The 18,286-nt window shown below is 64.5% G+C and carries 16 protein-coding genes and 1 tRNA gene; 9 read left to right on the forward strand and 8 right to left on the reverse strand.

Translation table 11 applies throughout. The annotated features are described in order from the left end of the window. Positions 1-111: 111 nt before the first annotated feature. Together trpD and DC363_RS02210 are read right to left on the reverse strand one after the other, a co-directional pair. Positions 112-1,128, reverse strand: coding sequence for an anthranilate phosphoribosyltransferase (trpD, locus tag DC363_RS02205; protein WP_108639475.1), 1,017 nt, complete (start codon positions 1,126-1,128; stop codon positions 112-114). Beyond that, on the reverse strand, positions 1,125-1,730 hold the full coding sequence (locus DC363_RS02210) for an anthranilate synthase component II (protein WP_108639476.1): 606 nt from the start codon (positions 1,728-1,730) through the stop codon (positions 1,125-1,127). The genes trpD and DC363_RS02210 overlap by 4 nt, the downstream gene beginning before the upstream one ends. 169 nt (positions 1,731-1,899) lie before the next feature. On the opposite strand from DC363_RS02210, the gene DC363_RS02215 reads away from it, so the two are divergent. The 4 genes from DC363_RS02215 to DC363_RS02230 all read left to right on the forward strand — a co-directional run bounded on the left by DC363_RS02215 (position 1,900) and on the right by DC363_RS02230 (position 5,331). Then, positions 1,900-3,564, forward strand: a complete 1,665-nt coding sequence (locus tag DC363_RS02215; RefSeq protein WP_108639477.1) for a divergent polysaccharide deacetylase family protein — start codon at positions 1,900-1,902, stop codon at positions 3,562-3,564. Between the two features lie 125 nt (positions 3,565-3,689). Beyond that, on the forward strand, positions 3,690-4,103 hold the full coding sequence (locus DC363_RS02220) for a hypothetical protein (RefSeq protein WP_108639478.1): 414 nt from the start codon (positions 3,690-3,692) through the stop codon (positions 4,101-4,103). Further along, positions 4,100-4,639 carry a plastocyanin/azurin family copper-binding protein gene (locus DC363_RS02225; RefSeq protein WP_108639479.1) on the forward strand — a complete coding sequence of 180 codons (540 nt, stop codon included), beginning with the start codon at positions 4,100-4,102 and terminating at the stop codon, positions 4,637-4,639. Before DC363_RS02220 ends, DC363_RS02225 begins: the two co-directional genes overlap by 4 nt. Beyond that, entirely contained in the window at positions 4,636-5,331 is a 696-nt protein-coding gene (locus tag DC363_RS02230; RefSeq protein ID WP_108639480.1) for an RNA polymerase sigma factor, read from the forward strand. The genes DC363_RS02225 and DC363_RS02230 overlap by 4 nt, the downstream gene beginning before the upstream one ends. 6 nt (positions 5,332-5,337) lie before the next feature. On the opposite strand, the gene trpE is transcribed toward DC363_RS02230, so the two are convergent. From trpE to fabI, 5 genes are all read right to left on the reverse strand, one after another. Further along, a complete protein-coding gene (trpE, locus tag DC363_RS02235; RefSeq protein WP_108639481.1) occupies positions 5,338-6,840 on the reverse strand; it encodes an anthranilate synthase component I in 1,503 nt (500 codons plus the stop codon). A gap of 3 nt (positions 6,841-6,843) precedes the next feature. After that, the gene (locus DC363_RS02240) at positions 6,844-8,688 is read right to left on the reverse strand and encodes a SurA N-terminal domain-containing protein (protein WP_108639482.1); all 1,845 of its coding nucleotides are present in this window, start codon (positions 8,686-8,688) and stop codon (positions 6,844-6,846) included. Between the two features lie 81 nt (positions 8,689-8,769). Then, the gene (locus DC363_RS02245; protein WP_108639483.1) at positions 8,770-9,942 is read right to left on the reverse strand and encodes an aminotransferase; all 1,173 of its coding nucleotides are present in this window, start codon (positions 9,940-9,942) and stop codon (positions 8,770-8,772) included. Between the two features lie 130 nt (positions 9,943-10,072). After that, a complete protein-coding gene (gpt, locus tag DC363_RS02250) occupies positions 10,073-10,603 on the reverse strand; it encodes a xanthine phosphoribosyltransferase (protein WP_108639484.1) in 531 nt (176 codons plus the stop codon). A 30-nt stretch (positions 10,604-10,633) separates the two neighbouring features. Continuing rightward, positions 10,634-11,446, reverse strand: a complete 813-nt coding sequence (gene fabI, locus DC363_RS02255) for an enoyl-ACP reductase FabI (RefSeq protein ID WP_108639485.1) — start codon at positions 11,444-11,446, stop codon at positions 10,634-10,636. A 157-nt stretch (positions 11,447-11,603) separates the two neighbouring features. On the opposite strand from fabI, the gene pdxH reads away from it, so the two are divergent. The 4 genes from pdxH to DC363_RS02275 all read left to right on the forward strand — a co-directional run bounded on the left by pdxH (position 11,604) and on the right by DC363_RS02275 (position 13,470). Further along, on the forward strand, positions 11,604-12,224 hold the full coding sequence (gene pdxH / locus DC363_RS02260) for a pyridoxamine 5'-phosphate oxidase (protein WP_108639486.1): 621 nt from the start codon (positions 11,604-11,606) through the stop codon (positions 12,222-12,224). Between the two features lie 120 nt (positions 12,225-12,344). Continuing rightward, positions 12,345-12,875 carry a cold-shock protein gene (locus DC363_RS02265; RefSeq protein WP_108639487.1) on the forward strand — a complete coding sequence of 177 codons (531 nt, stop codon included), beginning with the start codon at positions 12,345-12,347 and terminating at the stop codon, positions 12,873-12,875. After that, positions 12,848-13,333 (forward strand): DUF192 domain-containing protein, encoded by a 486-nt coding sequence (locus DC363_RS02270; protein ID WP_241962895.1) that lies wholly within the window; start codon positions 12,848-12,850, stop codon positions 13,331-13,333. The genes DC363_RS02265 and DC363_RS02270 overlap by 28 nt, the downstream gene beginning before the upstream one ends. 60 nt (positions 13,334-13,393) lie before the next feature. After that, positions 13,394-13,470 (forward strand) — tRNA-Pro (locus DC363_RS02275). 37 nt (positions 13,471-13,507) lie between these two features. On the opposite strand, the gene DC363_RS02280 is transcribed toward DC363_RS02275, so the two are convergent. Further along, on the reverse strand, positions 13,508-13,966 hold the full coding sequence (locus DC363_RS02280; RefSeq protein ID WP_108639489.1) for a hypothetical protein: 459 nt from the start codon (positions 13,964-13,966) through the stop codon (positions 13,508-13,510). 553 nt (positions 13,967-14,519) lie between these two features. Between DC363_RS02280 and DC363_RS02285 the strand changes: the two genes are divergently transcribed. Beyond that, positions 14,520-18,200 (forward strand): vitamin B12-dependent ribonucleotide reductase, encoded by a 3,681-nt coding sequence (locus DC363_RS02285; protein ID WP_108639490.1) that lies wholly within the window; start codon positions 14,520-14,522, stop codon positions 18,198-18,200. The last annotated feature ends 86 nt before the right edge of the window (positions 18,201-18,286 follow it).

Genomic DNA, 18,286 nt, shown 5'->3' on the forward strand with positions numbered 1-18,286 from the left:
TTTGCAGGGCGCAGGCGGTCTATATGAGAGAAGCGGGGGGCGCTGCCCCCGTCGCTGCGCGACTCCCCCGGGATATTTGTGAAGCAAAGATTGAGTTGAGGACTGCGGGGATCAGCCGCCTTGGGTGATGCGGGCGACGGTCTCGACGCTGCGTTTGGCGGCGCCGCTGTCGATGCTGTCGCGCGCCATGGCCACACCCTCTTTCAGGCTGTCGGCGCGGCCTGCCACCAGCAGGGCGGCCGCGGCGTTGAGCAGGACGGCGTCGCGGTAGGCGCCCTGTTCGCCGTCGAGCAAGTTGCGGAAGGCGCGGGCGTTGTCTTCCGGCGCGCCGCCCAGAATCGCATGGAACGGGTGGACCGGCAGGCCGGCGTCCTCGGGGTGAACCTCACGCGCGGTGATCAGGCCCTGCGAGAGGGCCGCGACAGAGGTGGATCCGCAAATCGAGATCTCATCGGTGCCGTCGGAGCCGTGCACGATCCAGGCGGCATCCGAGCCGAGGTCCTTGAGCGTTTCGGCCATGGGGAAGATCAGGTCGATGGCGAAGGCCCCGGTCAGCTGACGTTTGACGCCAGCCGGGTTGGTCAGGGGGCCAAGGATGTTGAAGATGGTCTTGCAGCCAAGCTCTTGCCGTGCGGGCATAACGTGTTTGATCGCCGGATGGTGCATGGGGGCCATCATGAAGCCGATACCCGCCTCCGCGATGCAGCGTTCCACGACCTCCGCGCCGACCATGACGTCGATGCCCATCTGCCCCAGAGCGTCCGCCGCGCCGGATTTCGACGACAGGTTGCGGTTGCCGTGCTTGGCCACGGGCACGCCCGCACCCGCCACAACAAAGGCGGTGGCGGTGGAGATGTTGAGCGTGCCTTTGCCATCGCCGCCGGTGCCGACGATGTCCATCGCCCCCTCGGGCGCGGTGACGGGCACGCAGCGGTCGCGCATCGCCTTGGCGGCGGCGGCATATTCAGCCACGGATTCGCCCCGCGCCCGCATCGCCATGAGAAGCCCGCCGATCTGCGCCTCGCTCGCCTCGCCCTCGAACAGGGCGTCGAAGGCAAGCTCGGCCTGGGCGCGGCTCAGCGGGCCTTCGGAGGCGGCGTAGATCAGCGGTTTCAGCTTGTCGCTCATGCGGGGACCTTCTCAGCAGTGGGATGGGACGAGGGCAACATGTCCAGAAAGTTGCGGATCATCCCGTGCCCGTGTTCGGATTTGATGCTTTCGGGGTGGAATTGCACGCCGTGGATCGGCAAATCGCGGTGCTGCAGGCCCATGATCGTGCCATCGGCCAGCTCGGCCGTGACCGCAAGACAGGCGGGAAGGGTGGCGCGCTCAACGATCAGTGAATGGTAGCGTGTGGCCTCGAACGGGTTGGGCAACCCTTTGAAAAGGCCAATGCCCTTGTGGTGCATGGTGCCCATCTTGCCGTGCACGATCTCATGCCCGCGCACCACGCGGCCGCCGAACGCCTCTCCGATGGTCTGGTGGCCCAGACAGACCCCCATGAGGGGCATGCGCGCGGCAGCGGCGGCTTTTGTGACCGCAAGGCAGATGCCTGCGCGGGCGGGATCGCAAGGCCCGGGTGAGAGGACGATGCCCTCGGCCCCCATGCCCATCGCCTCGTCCACGGTGATCGCGTCGTTGCGGCGCACGACCACATCGGCGCCCAATTCGCCGAAATAATGCACCAGATTATAGGTGAAGCTGTCGTAGTTATCGATCAGCAGAAGCATCGGTCCGCCCCCCTTCGGGTCCGCTCAAATTGGGGCTATCGTCCGCAGGCGCGACCCCTTTATACTGCCGCCATACATGGGCCGGTCCGGAAGGTGCGTCAAGGCCCGCATTGGCATCGCGACGCCCCCGTGAGAGGGGCACGCACAGCAGACAAGGGGCGACGGCAGTATGCAGGGGTTGATTGGCGGTTTGTTGGTGGGCGCACTGGTCTCATTGCTGGGGCTGGGCACGCTTTCGGTGATAAGCGAACAGCCCGCAGGCTCGACGCCGCCGGAAGCGCCGCTGGTGGATGCGCCGGAAGTGGCGGCGGTCGAGGGGGACGCGCTGCAGGATCAGGCAGAAACCGCAGCAGAAGGGGGCCGCGACAGCGCGCCGTCCTCGCCGGTGGGCAGCGTGACGATCACCGTTCCGATCACCCCGGCCTTGCCCGAGGAAGAGGCGGCGAGCACCGAGCCAGCCACACCGCAGGCAGCCACGCCCGAGGCAGAGAGCCCCCGCGCAGACACCGACCCGCTGGACCAGCCCACCGTCGTGTCGGTCGAGGGCAGCATGACGGCGCCGGACCCCTCCGACGAAGCCGGCTTCGGGGCCGAGCCCGTGGCCCCGGTCTTGCCGAACCCACAGGGGCAAGCGCCCGCCGTGCCTGATGCCGAATCGGATTTGACTGTCTCGACCGCGCCGGCGCAGCCGTTGGTGGTTATCGAGCCGGACGCGGTGGAGGCGGATACGCCCACGGATGGCACCGCGCCGGACGCCGAATATGAGGTTTTTGTTATTGAGCCCGGGACGGAGACGACCGGGACGGAGGCTGACGGACCGGAGGCGGAGACCGTGAGCGGCGACCTCGCGCAAGATAAAGCACCTGCCGTAATCCCCGACGCCCCGGCGCAGCCCACGGCGCCTAGCGCCGAGCCGGGCACGTCCGACGCGCCGGAAGTGACGATCCTGTCGCCCGAAGCCGAAGCGCCCGACGTCGTGGACGTGGCCCCCGAGGTCGCCGCGCCGGCGGATGATCCACGCCGGTTGCAGATGCAGGGGCAGGACAACGGGCTGCTGGCGGATCGTGACACGGGCGTGACCGTCCGCCGCCCCGGTCTTGAGGATACGGCAGATGCGCCAGAGGCCACAGCGGCGGGGGTAAAGGGGGCAGAGGGGCTGGATGCCCTCTCGCTTTATGCCGCCGACGCGGGGGACGCGGATGGGCCGCTCATGTCCATAACGCTGCTGGACGACGGACGCATGTCCGCCGCCGCCGCTGCCCTGTCGGGCCTGCCGTTCCCGGTCACCATCGCGCTCGATCCCGCGATGCCCAACGCGCGCGACCGGATGCGGGCCTACCGCGATGAGGGCTATGAGATTGCCGCGCTGGCGAAGATCCCCGAGGGGGCTCAGCCGGCGGATGTCGAGGTGACGCTGGAGAGCGTCTTCGCCACCTTGCCCGAGGCGGTCGCCCTGCTGGATCTGGGGCAGGGCGGGTTGCAAGCAGACCGCGCGGTGACGGCGCAGGTGATGCAAATCCTCAGCGCGCAGGGGCGCGGCTATGCCACGGTGGCACAAGGGCTGAACATGGCGACCCGGGCCGCCGCCCAGGCCGAGGTGCCCGCGGTCGAGATCTACCGCGACCTTGATCCGAACAACCAGGATGCGCGCGTGGTGCGCCGCTTCGTCGATCAGGCCGCATTCCGCGCGCGGCAGGAAAGCGGCGTGGTGCTGGTCGGGCGCGTGCGGCCGGATACGATCTCTGCGCTGATCCTCTGGGGCACCGCGAACCAGCGCGGCGAAGTCGATCTGGTGCCGCTCTCCGCGATCCTGATGAAAGACCTCGCGGAATAGTTTTTCCTTTCAATGGGTTGCGACCGGCGCGGGGAATTCGTCCCTCCCCCCGGGAACCTTTGTGTCTCACCTGCATCCAATGGGGCGTGTGTCTGGTTGTGACACAGGCTTTGAAAGGAAACGCTATGTTGAGACCCATCATTCTGAGTGCCGCGCTTGCCGCCGGTTCTGCCGCTTTTGCCGAAGGGCATGATGCCATGATGCAGGCCCCTCCGGGGGAGCCTTTCGTGCAGGTGAGCGACGCGCTGCCCTTGCCGGAGTTCATCCCGGGGCTGGGCACGCTCTTCGTCAATCCCGACATGCTGCCCGCCGGGCCGTTTCTGGCCTACGACCACGACGGGATGCTCTCGGCCACGATCTACATGACGCCGCTGGCCGAGCTTGAGGGTGGCACCTCTTACGACGACCTCGCCCTTGGGGCGTCCGAGGTCACCTCGGTCGATATCTACTACAATGCAGGCCACCCCGGGGTTGAGGCCCCCCACGCCCATGTCGTGCTCTATCACGATGACGGGGCCAAGGCACGGTTGGCAGAATGACCCGGCATCGGCGTGACGTCCTGAAACTGGGGGGCGGCCTTTTGGCGGCCCTCTCGCTCCCCGCGATCCTGCGGGGGGCCCCGAGTGACGCGGTCGCGGTTGTCGAGATGGCCGGGACCGCGCGGGGCGAGCATGTCTGGTTTCGGCCCCACGGGCTGCATGTGAACCCGGGCACGCTTGTGCGCTTCGTCAATCGCGACGCGGGCAACAGCCATACGGCCACCGCTTATCATCCCGACCTTTACGGTCGCAGCCTGCGCATCCCCGACGCGGCCACGCCTTGGGACAGTGGCTTTCTGTTGCCCGACGCGCAGTTCGAGGTCATGCTGACGGTGCCCGGCGTCTATGACTATTATTGCCTGCCGCACGAGATGGCGGGCATGGTCGGGCGCATCGTGGTCGGACGGCCCACGGATGCCGGATGGCAGGGGCCGGTGGAAAGCGCCAGCGACCTGCCGGACGCCGCGTTGAACGGGTTCGCGCCGGTGGACGATATTCTGGCACAGGGCGCGATCCAGCAAGGGGGTGAGCCATGAGCGTGCTGAACCGATCCGCATCCGAGACGACGGACCCGCGCGCCTGTTCAGAGCAAGCTCTGGTCGCGGCCGCCCGGACCGGTGAGGAGGCCGCCCTGCGCGAGTTGATCCGCCGCATGAACCCGCGCCTGTTCCGCGTGGCCCGTGGCATCGTCGGCAGCGATGAAGAGGCCGAGGATGTGGTGCAGGAAAGCTACCTCAACGCCTTCCACAAGCTTGAGACTTTCCGGGGTGAGGCGCGGTTCTCCACCTGGATCACCCGCATCGCGATCAACAATGCGCGGATGCATCTGCGGCGCAAGCAACAGCATAAGGAGTATGACACGGTGACAGAACACAGGCCCGCCGCAGCGTCCATCCATGCCTTTCCCGGGCAGGATCCGGACCGACCGGAGGTGGCTTTGGGGCGGGCACAGATCCGCGCCTTGCTTGAGGATGCGGTCGCCAGCCTGCCGTCCGAGTTGCGACTGCCGTTTCTGCTGCGCGAGGCGGAGCATATGACCCTGCGCGAGATCGGGCGCGATCTGTCGCTGAACCCGATCACTGTCAAAACCCGCCTGTTCCGCGCAAGGCGCAAGCTGCGGCAGGCGCTTGAGCAGCGGATCGAAGGCGGCTTCGACGCGATCTTTCCCTTCGACGGACAACGTTGCGCCGGCATGGCGGACCGGGTGATCGCGGCGCTGGGGGATTAAGTCCGGCTAGCGGTTGCCCGACCCGAACATCGCCGCATCGGCCGCCGCGCGTCGGATGGCGTTGCTCTTGTGCACGGTCTCCATGTATTCGGCTTCGGCGTCGCTGTCATAGACCACGCCACCGCCCGCCTGAATGTAAAGCTGGTCGCCCTTGAGCACGGCGGTGCGCAGGGCGATGCACATATCCATGTCCCCATTGGCGCTGAAATATCCGCATCCCCCGCCATAGACACCGCGCTTTTCCGGCTCAAGCTCGTCGATAATCTCCATCGCGCGGACCTTCGGCGCGCCCGAGACGGTGCCCGCGGGCATGCCCGCGAAGAACGCAGACAGCGCGTCCTGATCCTCGGCCAACTCGCCCACCACGTTGCTGACGATGTGCATGACGTGGCTGTAGCGTTCGACGACGAATTGTTCGGTCGGGCGCACGGTGCCGATCTTGCTGACCTTGGCCGTGTCGTTGCGCCCCAGATCAAGCAGCATGAGGTGCTCGGCCAGCTCCTTCTGGTCGGCCATCAGGTCCGCTTCGTTGGCCTTGTCCTCTTCTGGCGTAGCCCCGCGGGGCCGCGTGCCTGCGATGGGCCGGATCGTGACCTCGTCCCCGAAAACCCGCACAAGGATCTCCGGGCTGGCGCCGATCACCTGATAATCGCCGTAGTTGAAATAGAACATGAAGGGCGAGGGGTTGGTGCGCCGCAGCGACCGGTAAAGTGCAAACGGCGGCTCGGAGTAAGTCTGCGTCCAGCGCTGGCTGGGCACGCATTGGAAGATGTCGCCCGCGCGGATGTAGGCCTTGGCCTTCTCCACCGCCTCAAGATAGCCGGACTTTGTGAAGTTCGACACGGGCGCGGGGGCTTCGGCGGCCGCCCCCAGCGTGCGTTCGGCCATCGGCATGGGCAGCTCTAACGCCCGTTGCGCGTCCATCACCCGTTCGGCCGCCTGCGCATAGGCCGCCTTGGCCGAGAGCCCCGAGGTGGCATAGGCGGGCGCGACGAGGATCACCTCACCCTTGACGCCGTCCAATACCGCCACCACCGAGGGGCGCAGCATCACCGCATCGGGCAGGTCCAGCGGGTCCGGGTTCACCTGCGGCAGATGTTCCACCAGCCGGATCATGTCATACCCGAGATAGCCGAACAGCCCCGCGCTGGCGGCGGGCAGGTCGTCGGGCAGGTCAATGCGGCTTTCCGCGATCAGGGCGCGCAGGGCGTCGAGTGGCTCTGCGTCCTGCTCGGTGAAGGCAGTGTCATCGAAGCGCGCATCTCGATTGATCCGGCTGCGCGCGCCGTGACATTCCCAGATCAGATCGGGCTTCATGCCGATGATCGAATAGCGCCCGCGCACCTCACCGCCGGTCACCGATTCCAGCAGAAATGCATGTCGGCCCGCCTGCGTCAGCTTCAGCATCAGGGACACCGGCGTGTCGAGGTCGGCGGTCAGGCGGGTATAGACGATCTGGTTCTCGCCTGCGTCATATCCGGCGCGGAAACTGTCGAAATCAGGGGTCATGATCTACCGGAAGTTCGCGTGGACGGCATTGATGGCCGCGTCGTTGATCTGCACATCGGTGCGCACCTGCACCGCGCGGGTGTAAAGCTCGTAGATGTCCTGCGCGATGCCTTCACCGGCCTGTCCGGCGACCGCATCGACCTCAGCGGTATAGGCTTCATCGCCGGTGTCCGCGGCGCTGATGTCGTCCAGCCGCACGATGACCGCCGCCCCGTCGTTGGGCAGCACGCGCACCTCGCCCACCTCCATCTCGAAGACGCGGGCCATGAAGTCGCGCGGGGCCCCATTGATGAACCCGCGGCGGGTCAGCCCCTCTTCCTCTTGCGGCTCGAGGTCGACGGCGGTGAAGTCCTGCACGCCTTCGCGCAGCCGTGCGGCGCGGGCTTCGGCCTCATCCAGCACCGCCTGCGCGGTGGCCTCGGCCTCCCATCCGGCGATCACGTCGGCGCGGGCCTCGTCCATCGGGATCAGCGCCGGTTCGCGCACCTCGGTGACTTCCAATGCAAACAGTCCGCCATCTTCCAGTTCGCTCAGCTCGGCGTAGTCGCCTTCGCCCTGCGCCTGTGCCTGATCGCGGAAGGCGGCATAGGCGGCGATGCCGTCGTCGACGCTGGCAGACCACTCGATCTCACCCAGTTGCATGTCGGTCTGCTCGGCCACATCGGCAAGCTGCGCCCCCCCGGCGAGCAGGTTGTTGATCGGGTCGATCTGGTCCTCGATCATGCGGCGGGCACGGGCGGCGGCCTGATCTTCGCGCAGGTCGGGCATAGCCTCTTCAAAGGTGATTTCCTGCGCGGCGAGCACAGCGTTCACGCGGTAAAGCGCGGGGCCGAGGTCGGTGGGAAAGGGGCCCACGACTTCGCCGGTCTCGGCGCCAAAGATCGCCTCACCAGCCTCACCCATCTGCGCCTCGGTCACGTCGCCCGCGTCCACGTCATCAAGCGTGAGCCCGCGCTCCGCCACCAGTTCGGGGAACGACGTCTCATCCGTCGCGATGGCGTCGCGTGCGGCTTCGGCGGTGGCCTCATCGCGGAACACAAGGCGCTCGATCAACCGGCGTTCGGGCTGGACGAATTCGGCGATCCGGTCGTCATATTCGGCGCGCAGCGCCTCTTCGTCGACGGGCATATCGTCCTGAATCATGTCCGGCGTCAGCCAGACATAGCGGATCACCCGTGTCTCGGGGCTGGTGTAAAGGTCGGGGTTGGCGTCGTAGTGGGCCTGCAAATCCTCTTCCGAAGGTTCCGGCAACACGATATTGAGATGCTCGGCCGACAGCGTGGCCCAGGTGAACGCGCGCTCCTCGCGCACGAATTGCGCTACGGTCTCACCATAGGTCTCGGGCGCAGGGATGCCGGTGAAGACCGCCCCTTGCAACAACGCGCGCGAGGCACCGTCGCGCAGGGTTGTTTCATATTCCCGCACGGTCAGGCCAGACCGGGCGAGCGCTTCGCGGTAGGCATCGCGACTGAAGGCACCGTCCAGACCGCGGAAGGCCGGGGTCTGGCGGACCTGTTCGCGCACGACCTCATCGCCCACCGACAGGCCAAGCTGCGCAACCTCGTTGTCCAGGCTGCGCTCGGCCACGACCGACTGCAAAGCACGGATCGGCAGACCTTCGGCCTCGGCCTCAGGGAAGGACATCTGACGGCCAAGTTGGTTGCCGCGAATGTTCATCTGCGTCTGCAGTGCGTTGTAATAGGTCTGCACCGTCACGGGTTTCTCACCTACGGTGCCCACGGTGTTGACGTTGCCCGTCAGGCCCGTGGCCCCAAAGCCCATCAAGCCGACGAAAAGCAGGCCCAGAATGATCCAGACAAAAAAGTTCTTGGTGGTGCCTTTGGCCATGGTCTAGTCGCCCCGATCTTGCGCAGAAATCCTGTTTGCAACTGCATATGCAAGGGGGCCGGTGCGTGCAAGCGGTGTTGGCTACGGCGCGGGGCTGTAGGCTGCAAGCCGGTCGAACAATACCGTGAGGCCCGCGCGATCCACATTGGCGAAGGCCAGACGCAGGTGCCGCTTGCCCTGACCCTCTGGCATGAACATGGTGCCGGGCAGGGTCAGCACATGGGCCTGCCGCACCAGATCGCGGGCCAGCTCGTCCGAGGGCATATCGAAGGGGTGTCGGACATAGGCGAAATAGGCGCCGCAGCCTTCCAGCACCCAGCCTTGGGCGGCGAGCTTGGGGAACAGCGCTTCGATGGCGGCGCGGCGGTCAAGGATTGCGCGCCGCTCCCCCGCCAGCCAGTCGCCGAGGTTGCGCATCCCCCAAAGGGCCGCGTGCTGGCCAAGCTGGTTGGGGCAGATGGTCACCGTGTCGAGGAACTTCTCTGCCTCGGCCAGACGGGTGTCCGAGGCCACCATCGCGCCGACGCGGTGCCCGGTCAGACGGTAGGCCTTGGAGAAGGAATAGAGCTGGATCAACGTCTGGTCCCAGTCGGGATCGCGAAACAGATCATGGGGCGCGCCGTCGCGGCTGTGGAAATCGCGGTAGGTCTCGTCGATGATCAAGGCGAGGCCACGCGCGCGAGCCAGCTCGAAGAAGGCCCGCACCGTTTCGGCGGGATATTCAACGCCGCCGGGGTTGTTCGGCGTGACCAGCACGATGGCGCGGGTGCGCGGGGTAATGCGGGTCGCAGCGTCCTGCGGATCGGGGATCAGCCCGGCGCGGGCGGGCAGCGGCACGCAGCGCAGGCCCGCCATGTCGAGCCACATGCGGTGGTTGAAGTAATAGGGCACCGGCACGATGACCTCATCCCCCTCGGCGCACAGGGCGGCGATGGCGGCGGTGAAGGCCTGATTGCACCCGGAGGTGATCGCCACATTCTCGGCCCCGATCTGGCCGCCATAGGCTTGCGACCAATCCTGCGCCACCTGCGCCCGCAACGCCGGCAGCCCCAGCACGGGGCCATAAAGATGGGTGTCATCCTGCTCTACAATCATCCGCGCCATCGCTTGGCGCATCTCCAACGGCGGAGGATCGACGGGGGCGGCCTGGCTCACGTTGATGAGCGGGCGGCCGGTGAAGTCGACCCCCTCAAGCCAGCGGCGCGCCTCCATCACTGGGGGCTGGAAAGTGCTGGCGGTGCGCGAAGGGCTCATGAACAGTGTCCTGACGAGAGGGCGGAAGCCTCCGGCGGGAGTTTATCGGTCAGATGAAGGCGGAACCGGGTTCGCTTCATCTGACCCCGCAAACTCTCCCCGAAGGGTCGGGCGCGGTCTGTCCGTCCGGTCAGTCCTTGCCGCGGTAGGGTTCCACGTATTGCAGCGCCATATCCCAGGGGAAGAAAATCCAGGTGTCCTGGCTCACGCCGGTGATGAAGGTATCGACCTGCGGTTCCCCTTCCGGCTTGGCGTAGACGGTGGCGAAATGGGCGTTGGGATAGCGGCCCCGCACCAGTTCGATGGTCTTGCCACTGTCTACAAGATCATCGACGATCAGGATGCCGGTGCCGTCGCCCATCATCTCGGCGTCGGGGCTTTTGAGCACTTTCGCATCCCGCCGTTGGTCCGCTTGACCGCCACCGGAGTGATAGGAGACGACCGAGATCGTATCGACCGTGCGCACGTCCAGTTCCCGCGCCACGATCATCGCCGGCGCCATGCCTCCGCGGGTGATCGCGACCACCGCCCGCCAGCCGCCATCGTCCGGCCCTTTGCCATCCAGCCGCCAAGCCAGCGCGCGACTGTCGCGATGGATTTGATCCCAGGAGATGTGGAAGCCTTTTTCGTGGGGCAGACGGTTGTCGTCTCGGGTGCTCATGGGCGCTGTTCCTTCGCGGGTTTGATCGTATCAGTCCTTGTTGGGCGACATGTCGGGCGCGTCGACCGCCTTCATGCCCACCACGTGATAGCCTGCATCGACGTGATGCGTCTCACCGGTGACGCCGGTGCTCAGATCGGACAGAAGATAAAGGGCCGAGCCGCCCACCTCATCGATCGTCACGTTCTTGCGCAGGGGGGAGTTGTATTCGTTCCATTTCAGGATGTAGCGGAAGTCGCCGATGCCCGAGGCGGCCAGCGTCTTGATTGGCCCGGCCGAGATCGCGTTCACGCGGATGCCGTCCTTGCCCAGATCCTCGGCCAGATAGCGCACGCTCGCCTCGAGCGCGGCCTTGGCGACGCCCATGACGTTGTAGTGCGGCATGATCCGCTCGGCGCCGTAATAGGTCAGCGTGATGGCCGAACCGCCCGCGTTCATCATCTTCTCGGCCCGTTGCATGACCGAGGTGAAGGAATAGACGCTGATGTCCATGGTCATGGTGAAATTGTCGCGGCTGGTGTCCACGTAACGGCCGCGCAGCTCGTTCTTGTCGGAGAACCCGATGGCGTGAACGACGAAATCGAGGCTGTCCCAATGCTCTTTCAGCCCGTCGAACAGGCTGTCGATCGAGGCCTCATCGCTCACGTCGCAGGGCAGCACGATGTCCGATCCCAAAGAGGCGGCCAAGGGCCCAACACGTTTTTTCAACGCCTCGCCCTGATAGGAAAAGGCAAGCTCGGCCCCCGCGTCGCCCAGGGCCTTTGCGATCCCCCAAGCGATGGATTTGTCGTTGGCCAGGCCCATGATCAGCCCGCGTTTTCCCTGCATCAGATTGTTCGACATCCAAGACCCCTGTGTTCGGCGCGCGCGACTGGCGGCCTTCTTGCGCTTCGGTTTAGGCGATGATGACGCCTGCTTCAAGGTTCCCCGCGAAGGGGACTTGACCAAATCGGGCCCAGCGTCACCTATGGGGCGGAAGCTGAAAAGGACGAGGGCGCAGATGGCGGACCGGACGGGAAAATTTGCAGGCGACGACCCTTTCGAGATCGCCCGCCGCTGGCTTGCGGAAGCCGAAACGCAAGAGCCGAACGACCCCAACGCCATCGCGCTTTCGACGGTTGATGCCGACGGCATGCCCAATGCGCGCATGGTGCTCTTGAAAGAGATTGAGGCCCACGGCGATGGGGACGGCGCCTTTGTCTTCTATACCAATTACGACAGCCAGAAGGGGCAGGAGATCGCCGCGACCGGCAAGGCGGCCTTTGTGATGCACTGGAAATCCCTGCGCCGACAGATTCGTGTCCGCGGCACTGTGACGCGTGAAGAGGGCGCGAAAGCCGAAACTTACTACCGCTCGCGCAGTCTTAAAAGCAGGCTGGGGGCCTGGGCGTCGGAGCAGTCGCGGCCGCTCTCGTCCCGCGCGGCCCTCGTGGCCGAGGTCGCCAAGGTGACCGCGCGCCACGGCACCGATCCTGCGCGGCCGCCATTCTGGGGCGGCTTCCGAATCTCTCCGGTGGAAATCGAGTTCTGGGCCGATGGCGACTTCCGGTTGCATGACCGCTTTCGCTGGTCGCGGCAGACGGGTGCGCAGCCCTGGTCGGTGGTGCGCCTGAACCCTTGAAACCCACGGCACCTGCGGGTGACCGTTTGAAAAGGCTTGTAATTTTTCGGGGGCGGGTCCACGGTTCCGCCCATGGGACAGGCCTGCAGCGGCTGGGTGGCGCGTGGGCAAGGGAAGAAAATGCAAGATTTACAGACTGACGAATATGAAATGGTCGGCCATGTCAAATGGTTCGACCCGGGCAAGGGGTTCGGTTTCATCGTGGCGCAGGACGGGGGCCCGGACATCCTGCTGCATGCCAATGTGCTGCGCAATTTCGGCCAATCCTCGGTGGCCGACGGCACCGAGATCGAGGTGCGGGTGATCCGTACCGACCGCGGGTTGCAAGCCTCGGAAGTGCTGCACATCCCGCAATCCGAGCGCTCGCCCGCCTCCGCTCTGGCGGATTTCGCCGATTTCGATCCGGCCGCCGTGGCCAGCGCGCCGGCCGAGCCTGCACGGGTGAAATGGTTCGACAAGGTCAAGGGCTTCGGCTTTGCCAATGTCTTCGGGTCAGACGCTGACGTCTTCGTGCATATCGAAGTCTTGCGTCTGTCCGGTCTGGCTGATCTTTTGCCCGGTGAGGCCATCGCAGTGCGGGTCATTGACGGCAAGCGCGGATTGATGGCGGCTGAGGTGTTGCCATGGGAAATCGCTCTCTCGCAGGGATGATCGTCACGAGCGCCGTGGTGTCGGGCCTAGCCGGCAGCGCGTCTGCGGCCTGTACGGAGGATGAGCTGCGGATTCGTGGCGCGTTCGGTGAGGCGCGGTTCACGGTCTCGGTCGTCGATACCGTAGAAGAACGCGCGCAGGGATTGATGTTCGTCGAACAGATGGGCCGGATGGAGGGGATGCTTTTCGTCTATGACCGTCCGCAAAGCGTCAGTTTCTGGATGCGAAACACGCTGATTCCCCTTGATATGGTGTTCATCGGCGCGGATGGCATCGTCTCCAACATCCATAGCAACGCGCAACCGCTTGATGAGACGCCAATCTATGGCGGCCATGCCGTGCAATATGTGCTTGAGGTGAACGGCGGCATGGCGGACCGGCTGGGGCTGGCCGCGGGGGATGAGGTCCAGCATCCAAGCCTTGGGGCGGACGCGGCCTGGCCCTGCGCAGAAAAATAGAAAATTTCCGAAAAAAGCACTTTTCAACCGCGCGTGTAGGGATTAGATGAGGCCTCGGATCGGGGCGTGGCGCAGCCTGGTAGCGCACCTGTTTTGGGTACAGGGGGTCGGATGTTCGAATCATCTCGCCCCGACCACTTCTTCAAAAACCCAACCTCTCACAAGAACCGTCTGTCAGAGGAGCCGCCCGCCGGCGGCTTGCAACACGCGGGCCACTTCCGCTTGGACCTCCGGATCGGGCAGGCGCAGCAGCACCGCGCCGCCCTGGCGTTGCGGCACCCGGATATAAAGGTCGGCGGTGACGAGATAGCCCTGCGCCGTGGATTCGCCGCTGAAGGCGGTCACGAAGGTGGGCAAGTCCTGAACAGTTCCGTCGTAGCCGAGGATCAGCGCGGCAGCTGCGTTCGGGTCGGGCAGGGCGGCACAGAAAACCTGATTCCGACGGGGACGCGACAGCGTGCGCGCGGGTCCGTCGCAGACATCGGCGGCCAGTTCGAACAGGCCCGCAGGGTAAGTGTCGAAAAAGGCGCGCTGCAAACCCGCAGGTGGGGAGGGCGCCGGCGCGACACCAGATGTGGGGCCCTGAGTGCAACCCGCTACAATGAGAGCCACGAACGCGACGGTTTTACGCATGTCTCTGCCTTCGATCTTGGACGTTGTGACAAGTCTGACACAGACTTTGCCCTGACCCCAGCACCGAATCCCCCCACGAACAGCCGCACAGGCAGCGCTGTGGATAATTCACGTAAAAGGTGAGCCGCGCCCGCTAAATCCATAGGGACTATAACGCTTTCCGGATCGGTGGCCGCTCCGAAGGCACAGACCCCACCTGTGCGTAACCTTGAGGATGAATTATCAACCGTGTCCGGCGGCTGGTGTCTTGTCCCGGTCAAGATATTTAAATCCAGATTTGGGGTAAAAATTCCGTTGACCCACAAGGTGTAGTTAGGCCAGTTTGTGCGGGCTGGATCGGACAACACAATATCTGGTGTTTCTCCCGGCATGGGACAGTTTTCAGGATATGGGCACCATATGTGCCTCGAACCTTTGGGTCGCCCCCGGTGGGCACCGGTCTCATGCTGCACGCCTGATTGTCGGGCCAGCGCACAGGATTTCGGCCGCAGGGGCCGGGGGCAAGGGACACGGCGCTGCAACGACAGGCCATCAGAACAAAGGCAAGGGCACGATGAAGATCGAACGCAATTTCACGACTTCGGGACAGGACGCTTACGCAGAGGTGGCCTTCAAAACCGCAACCTCTGAGATCCGGAACCCGGATGGAACCATCGTCTTCAAGCTCGACAATTGCGAGATCCCCAAAGCCTGGAGCCAGGTTGCCTCGGACGTCATCGCGCAGAAATACTTCCGCAAGGCGGGCGTGCCCTCGGCAACCGAAAAGGTCGCAGAAAAGGGTGTTCCGGAATTCCTGTGGCGGTCGGTGCCCGCAAAAGGGGCCACGCTGGGGGGGGAGACCTCGGCCAAGCAGGTGTTCGACCGGCTCGCCGGGGCCTGGACCTATTGGGGCTGGAAGGGCGGCTACTTCACCACCGAAGAGGATGCCCGCACCTATTTCGACGAAATGCGCTACATGCTGGCCACCCAGCGTGCGGCCCCGAACTCCCCCCAGTGGTTCAACACGGGCCTGCACTGGGCCTACGGCATCGACGGACCCGCACAGGGCCACCACTACGTAGATTACCAAACAGGCAAATTGACGAAATCAACGTCATCCTACGAGCACCCCCAACCCCACGCCTGCTTTATCCAGTCCGTCGGCGACGATCTGGTGAACGACGGTGGCATCATGGACCTTTGGGTTCGCGAGGCGCGCCTGTTCAAGTATGGCTCGGGGACGGGGACCAATTTCTCCTCGCTGCGCGGCGAAGGCGAACCCCTTTCGGGTGGCGGCAAGTCGTCCGGCCTCATGGGCTTTTTGAAGATCGGCGACCGGGCTGCGGGCGCGATCAAGTCTGGCGGCACCACGCGGCGTGCGGCGAAAATGGTCATCGTCGATGCGGATCACCCCGACATCGAAGAGTTCATCAACTGGAAGGTGCTGGAAGAGCAGAAAGTGGCGTCGATCGTCGCAGGCTCCAAGATGCACGAACAGAAGCTCAACGAGATCTTCGCCGCCATTCGCGGCTGGGACGGGGCCGAGGCTGACGCCTATGACCCAAAGAAGAACGAGCAACTGAAACAGGCCGTGCGCGGCGCGAAAAAGGTTGCCATTCCGGAGACTTATATCAAGCGCGTGCTGGATTACGCCAAGCAGGGCCACACCAGCATCGAATTCCCGACCTATGACACCGACTGGGATTCCGAGGCTTACAACTCGGTCTCGGGCCAAAACTCGAACAACTCGATTCGGGTCACGGACGCCTTCCTCAAGGCGGTCGAGAACGACGAGAACTGGAAGTTGATCAATCGCCGCAACGGTGAGGTCGCCAAGATCATCAAGGCGCGCGACCTGTGGGAAAAGGTCGGCCACGCCGCATGGGCCTGTGCCGATCCGGGCATCCAGTATCACGATACGGTCAACGCCTGGCACACCTGCCCGGAAGATGGCGCGATTCGTGGCTCCAACCCGTGCTCGGAATACATGTTCCTTGACGACACGGCCTGCAATCTGGCGTCGATGAACCTGCTGACCTTCTACAAGGACGGTGAGTTTCAGGTCGAGGACTACATGCACGCATCGCGCCTCTGGACCGTGACGCTGGAAATCTCGGTGATGATGGCGCAGTTCCCCTCCAAGGAAATCGCCCAGCGCTCCTACGACTTCCGCACGCTGGGTCTGGGCTATGCCAACATCGGCGGGCTGCTGATGAACATGGGGCTGGGCTACGACAGTGACGAAGGCCGCGCCATGGCCGGTGCGCTGACCGCGATCATGACCGGCGTGAGCTACGCCACCTCGGCCGAGATGGCCGGTGAGCTTGGCCCCTTCGCCGGGTTCAAGAAAAACCGCGCGCACATGCTGCGCGTGATCCGCAACCACCGCAACGCGGCCTATGGCGCCTCGGACGGCTATGACGCGCTCGACATCAAGCCTGTGGCGCTGGATCACGCCAACTGCCCTGACAGCCGGCTCGTGGATATTGCTATGTCCACATGGGATGAGGCGCTGAAACTGGGCGAGAAGCACGGCTACCGCAACGCGCAAGCTACTGTGATCGCGCCCACGGGCACCATCGGGCTGGTGATGGATTGCGACACCACGGGAATCGAGCCGGACTTCGCGCTGGTGAAGTTCAAGAAGCTCGCCGGGGGCGGATACTTCAAGATCATCAACCAGTCGGTGCCTGCCGCGCTGACCAAGCTGGGCTATTCCACCAGCCAGATCGAAGAGATCATCGCCTACGCTGTGGGTCACGGCACGCTGGGCAACGCGCCGGGGATCAACCACACAGCGCTGGTGGGGCACGGGTTCGGGCAGGCCGAGATCGACAAGATCGAAGCGGCGCTGCCGTCGGCCTTCGACATCCGTTTCGTGTTCAACCAGTGGACCCTCGGCGAAGAGTTCTGCCGCGATGTGCTGGGCATTCCGCCCGAAAAGCTCAACGATCCGACCTTTGATCTGCTCAAGTCGCTGGGCTTCACCAAGGCGGATGTGGACGCGGCCAACGACCACGTTTGCGGCACCATGACCCTCGAAGGCGCGCCCCATCTGCGCGAAGTGCATTATTCCGTCTTCGACTGCGCCAACCCTTGCGGCAAGAAGGGCAAGCGGTTCCTGTCGGTCGAAAGCCACATCACCATGATGGCGGCCGCGCAGTCCTTCATCTCGGGCGCGATCTCGAAGACCATCAACATGGCCAATGACGCGACGATCGAGGATTGCCAGAAAGCCTATGAGCTGTCGTGGTCGCTGGGGATCAAGGCCAACGCCCTCTACCGTGACGGCTCCAAGCTCAGCCAGCCGCTGGCGGCAGCGCTGATCGAGGACGATGAAGAAGCCGAAGAAATCCTCGAAAGCGGCAACACGATGGAAAAGGCCCAAGTGATCGCCGAGAAGATCATCGAAAAGGTCGTCGTCAAAGAGGTCATCAAATCCCACCGCGAAAAGATGCCCCAGCGTCGCAAGGGCTACACCCAGAAGGCCAACGTCGGCGGGCACAAGGTCTATCTGCGCACCGGCGAATACGAGAATGGCAACCTGGGCGAGATCTTCATCGACATGCACAAGGAAGGCGCAGGCTTCCGGGCGATGATGAACAACTTCGCCATCGCGGTCTCGGTCGGTCTGCAATACGGTGTGCCGCTGGAAGAGTTTGTGGATGCCTTCACTTTCACCAAGTTCGAGCCTGCAGGCATGGTTCAGGGCAACGACAGCATCAAGAACGCGACGTCGATCCTTGACTATATCTTCCGCGAACTGGCGGTCAGCTATCTCGACCGCACCGATCTGGCCCACGTGAAGCCCGAAGGCGCGTCGTTTGACGATCTCGGCCGGGGTGAAGATGAGGGCGTGAGCAACATTCAGGACGTCTCCGAGAGCACCGCGTCGAAGTCGCTGGAAGTGCTCAAGCAGATCAGCTCGGCCGGATATCTGCGCAAGCGCGTGCCCAACGATCTGGTGGTGCTGCAAGGCGGGGCAGGGACCGTGGCCTTCTCTTCCGAGACGGATGCGGAGACTGCGATGGAAACCCTGATCCCCGCGGTGATCGCTGGCAACGGCATGACGCAGGCCACCACGACGACGACCACCGCAGTGGCATCGGGCACGGTAAACCTGACCGCGCGGGACAAGGCCAAGATGCAGGGATACGAGGGCGAAGCCTGCGGCGAATGCGGCAATTTCACCCTAGTGCGCAACGGCACCTGCATGAAATGCAACACCTGCGGCGGCACGAGCGGATGCAGCTAAGGGACAAGGTTCCGGGGCGGGTGCGCTCGCCCCTGGTGCGGATCGGGCCGACAGGCAATAAACTTTGAGCGGTAAACTATGAGCCC

This window comes from Thalassorhabdomicrobium marinisediminis (genome assembly GCF_003072065.1).
Taxonomy (GTDB): Bacteria; Pseudomonadota; Alphaproteobacteria; order Rhodobacterales; family Rhodobacteraceae; genus Octadecabacter; species Octadecabacter marinisediminis.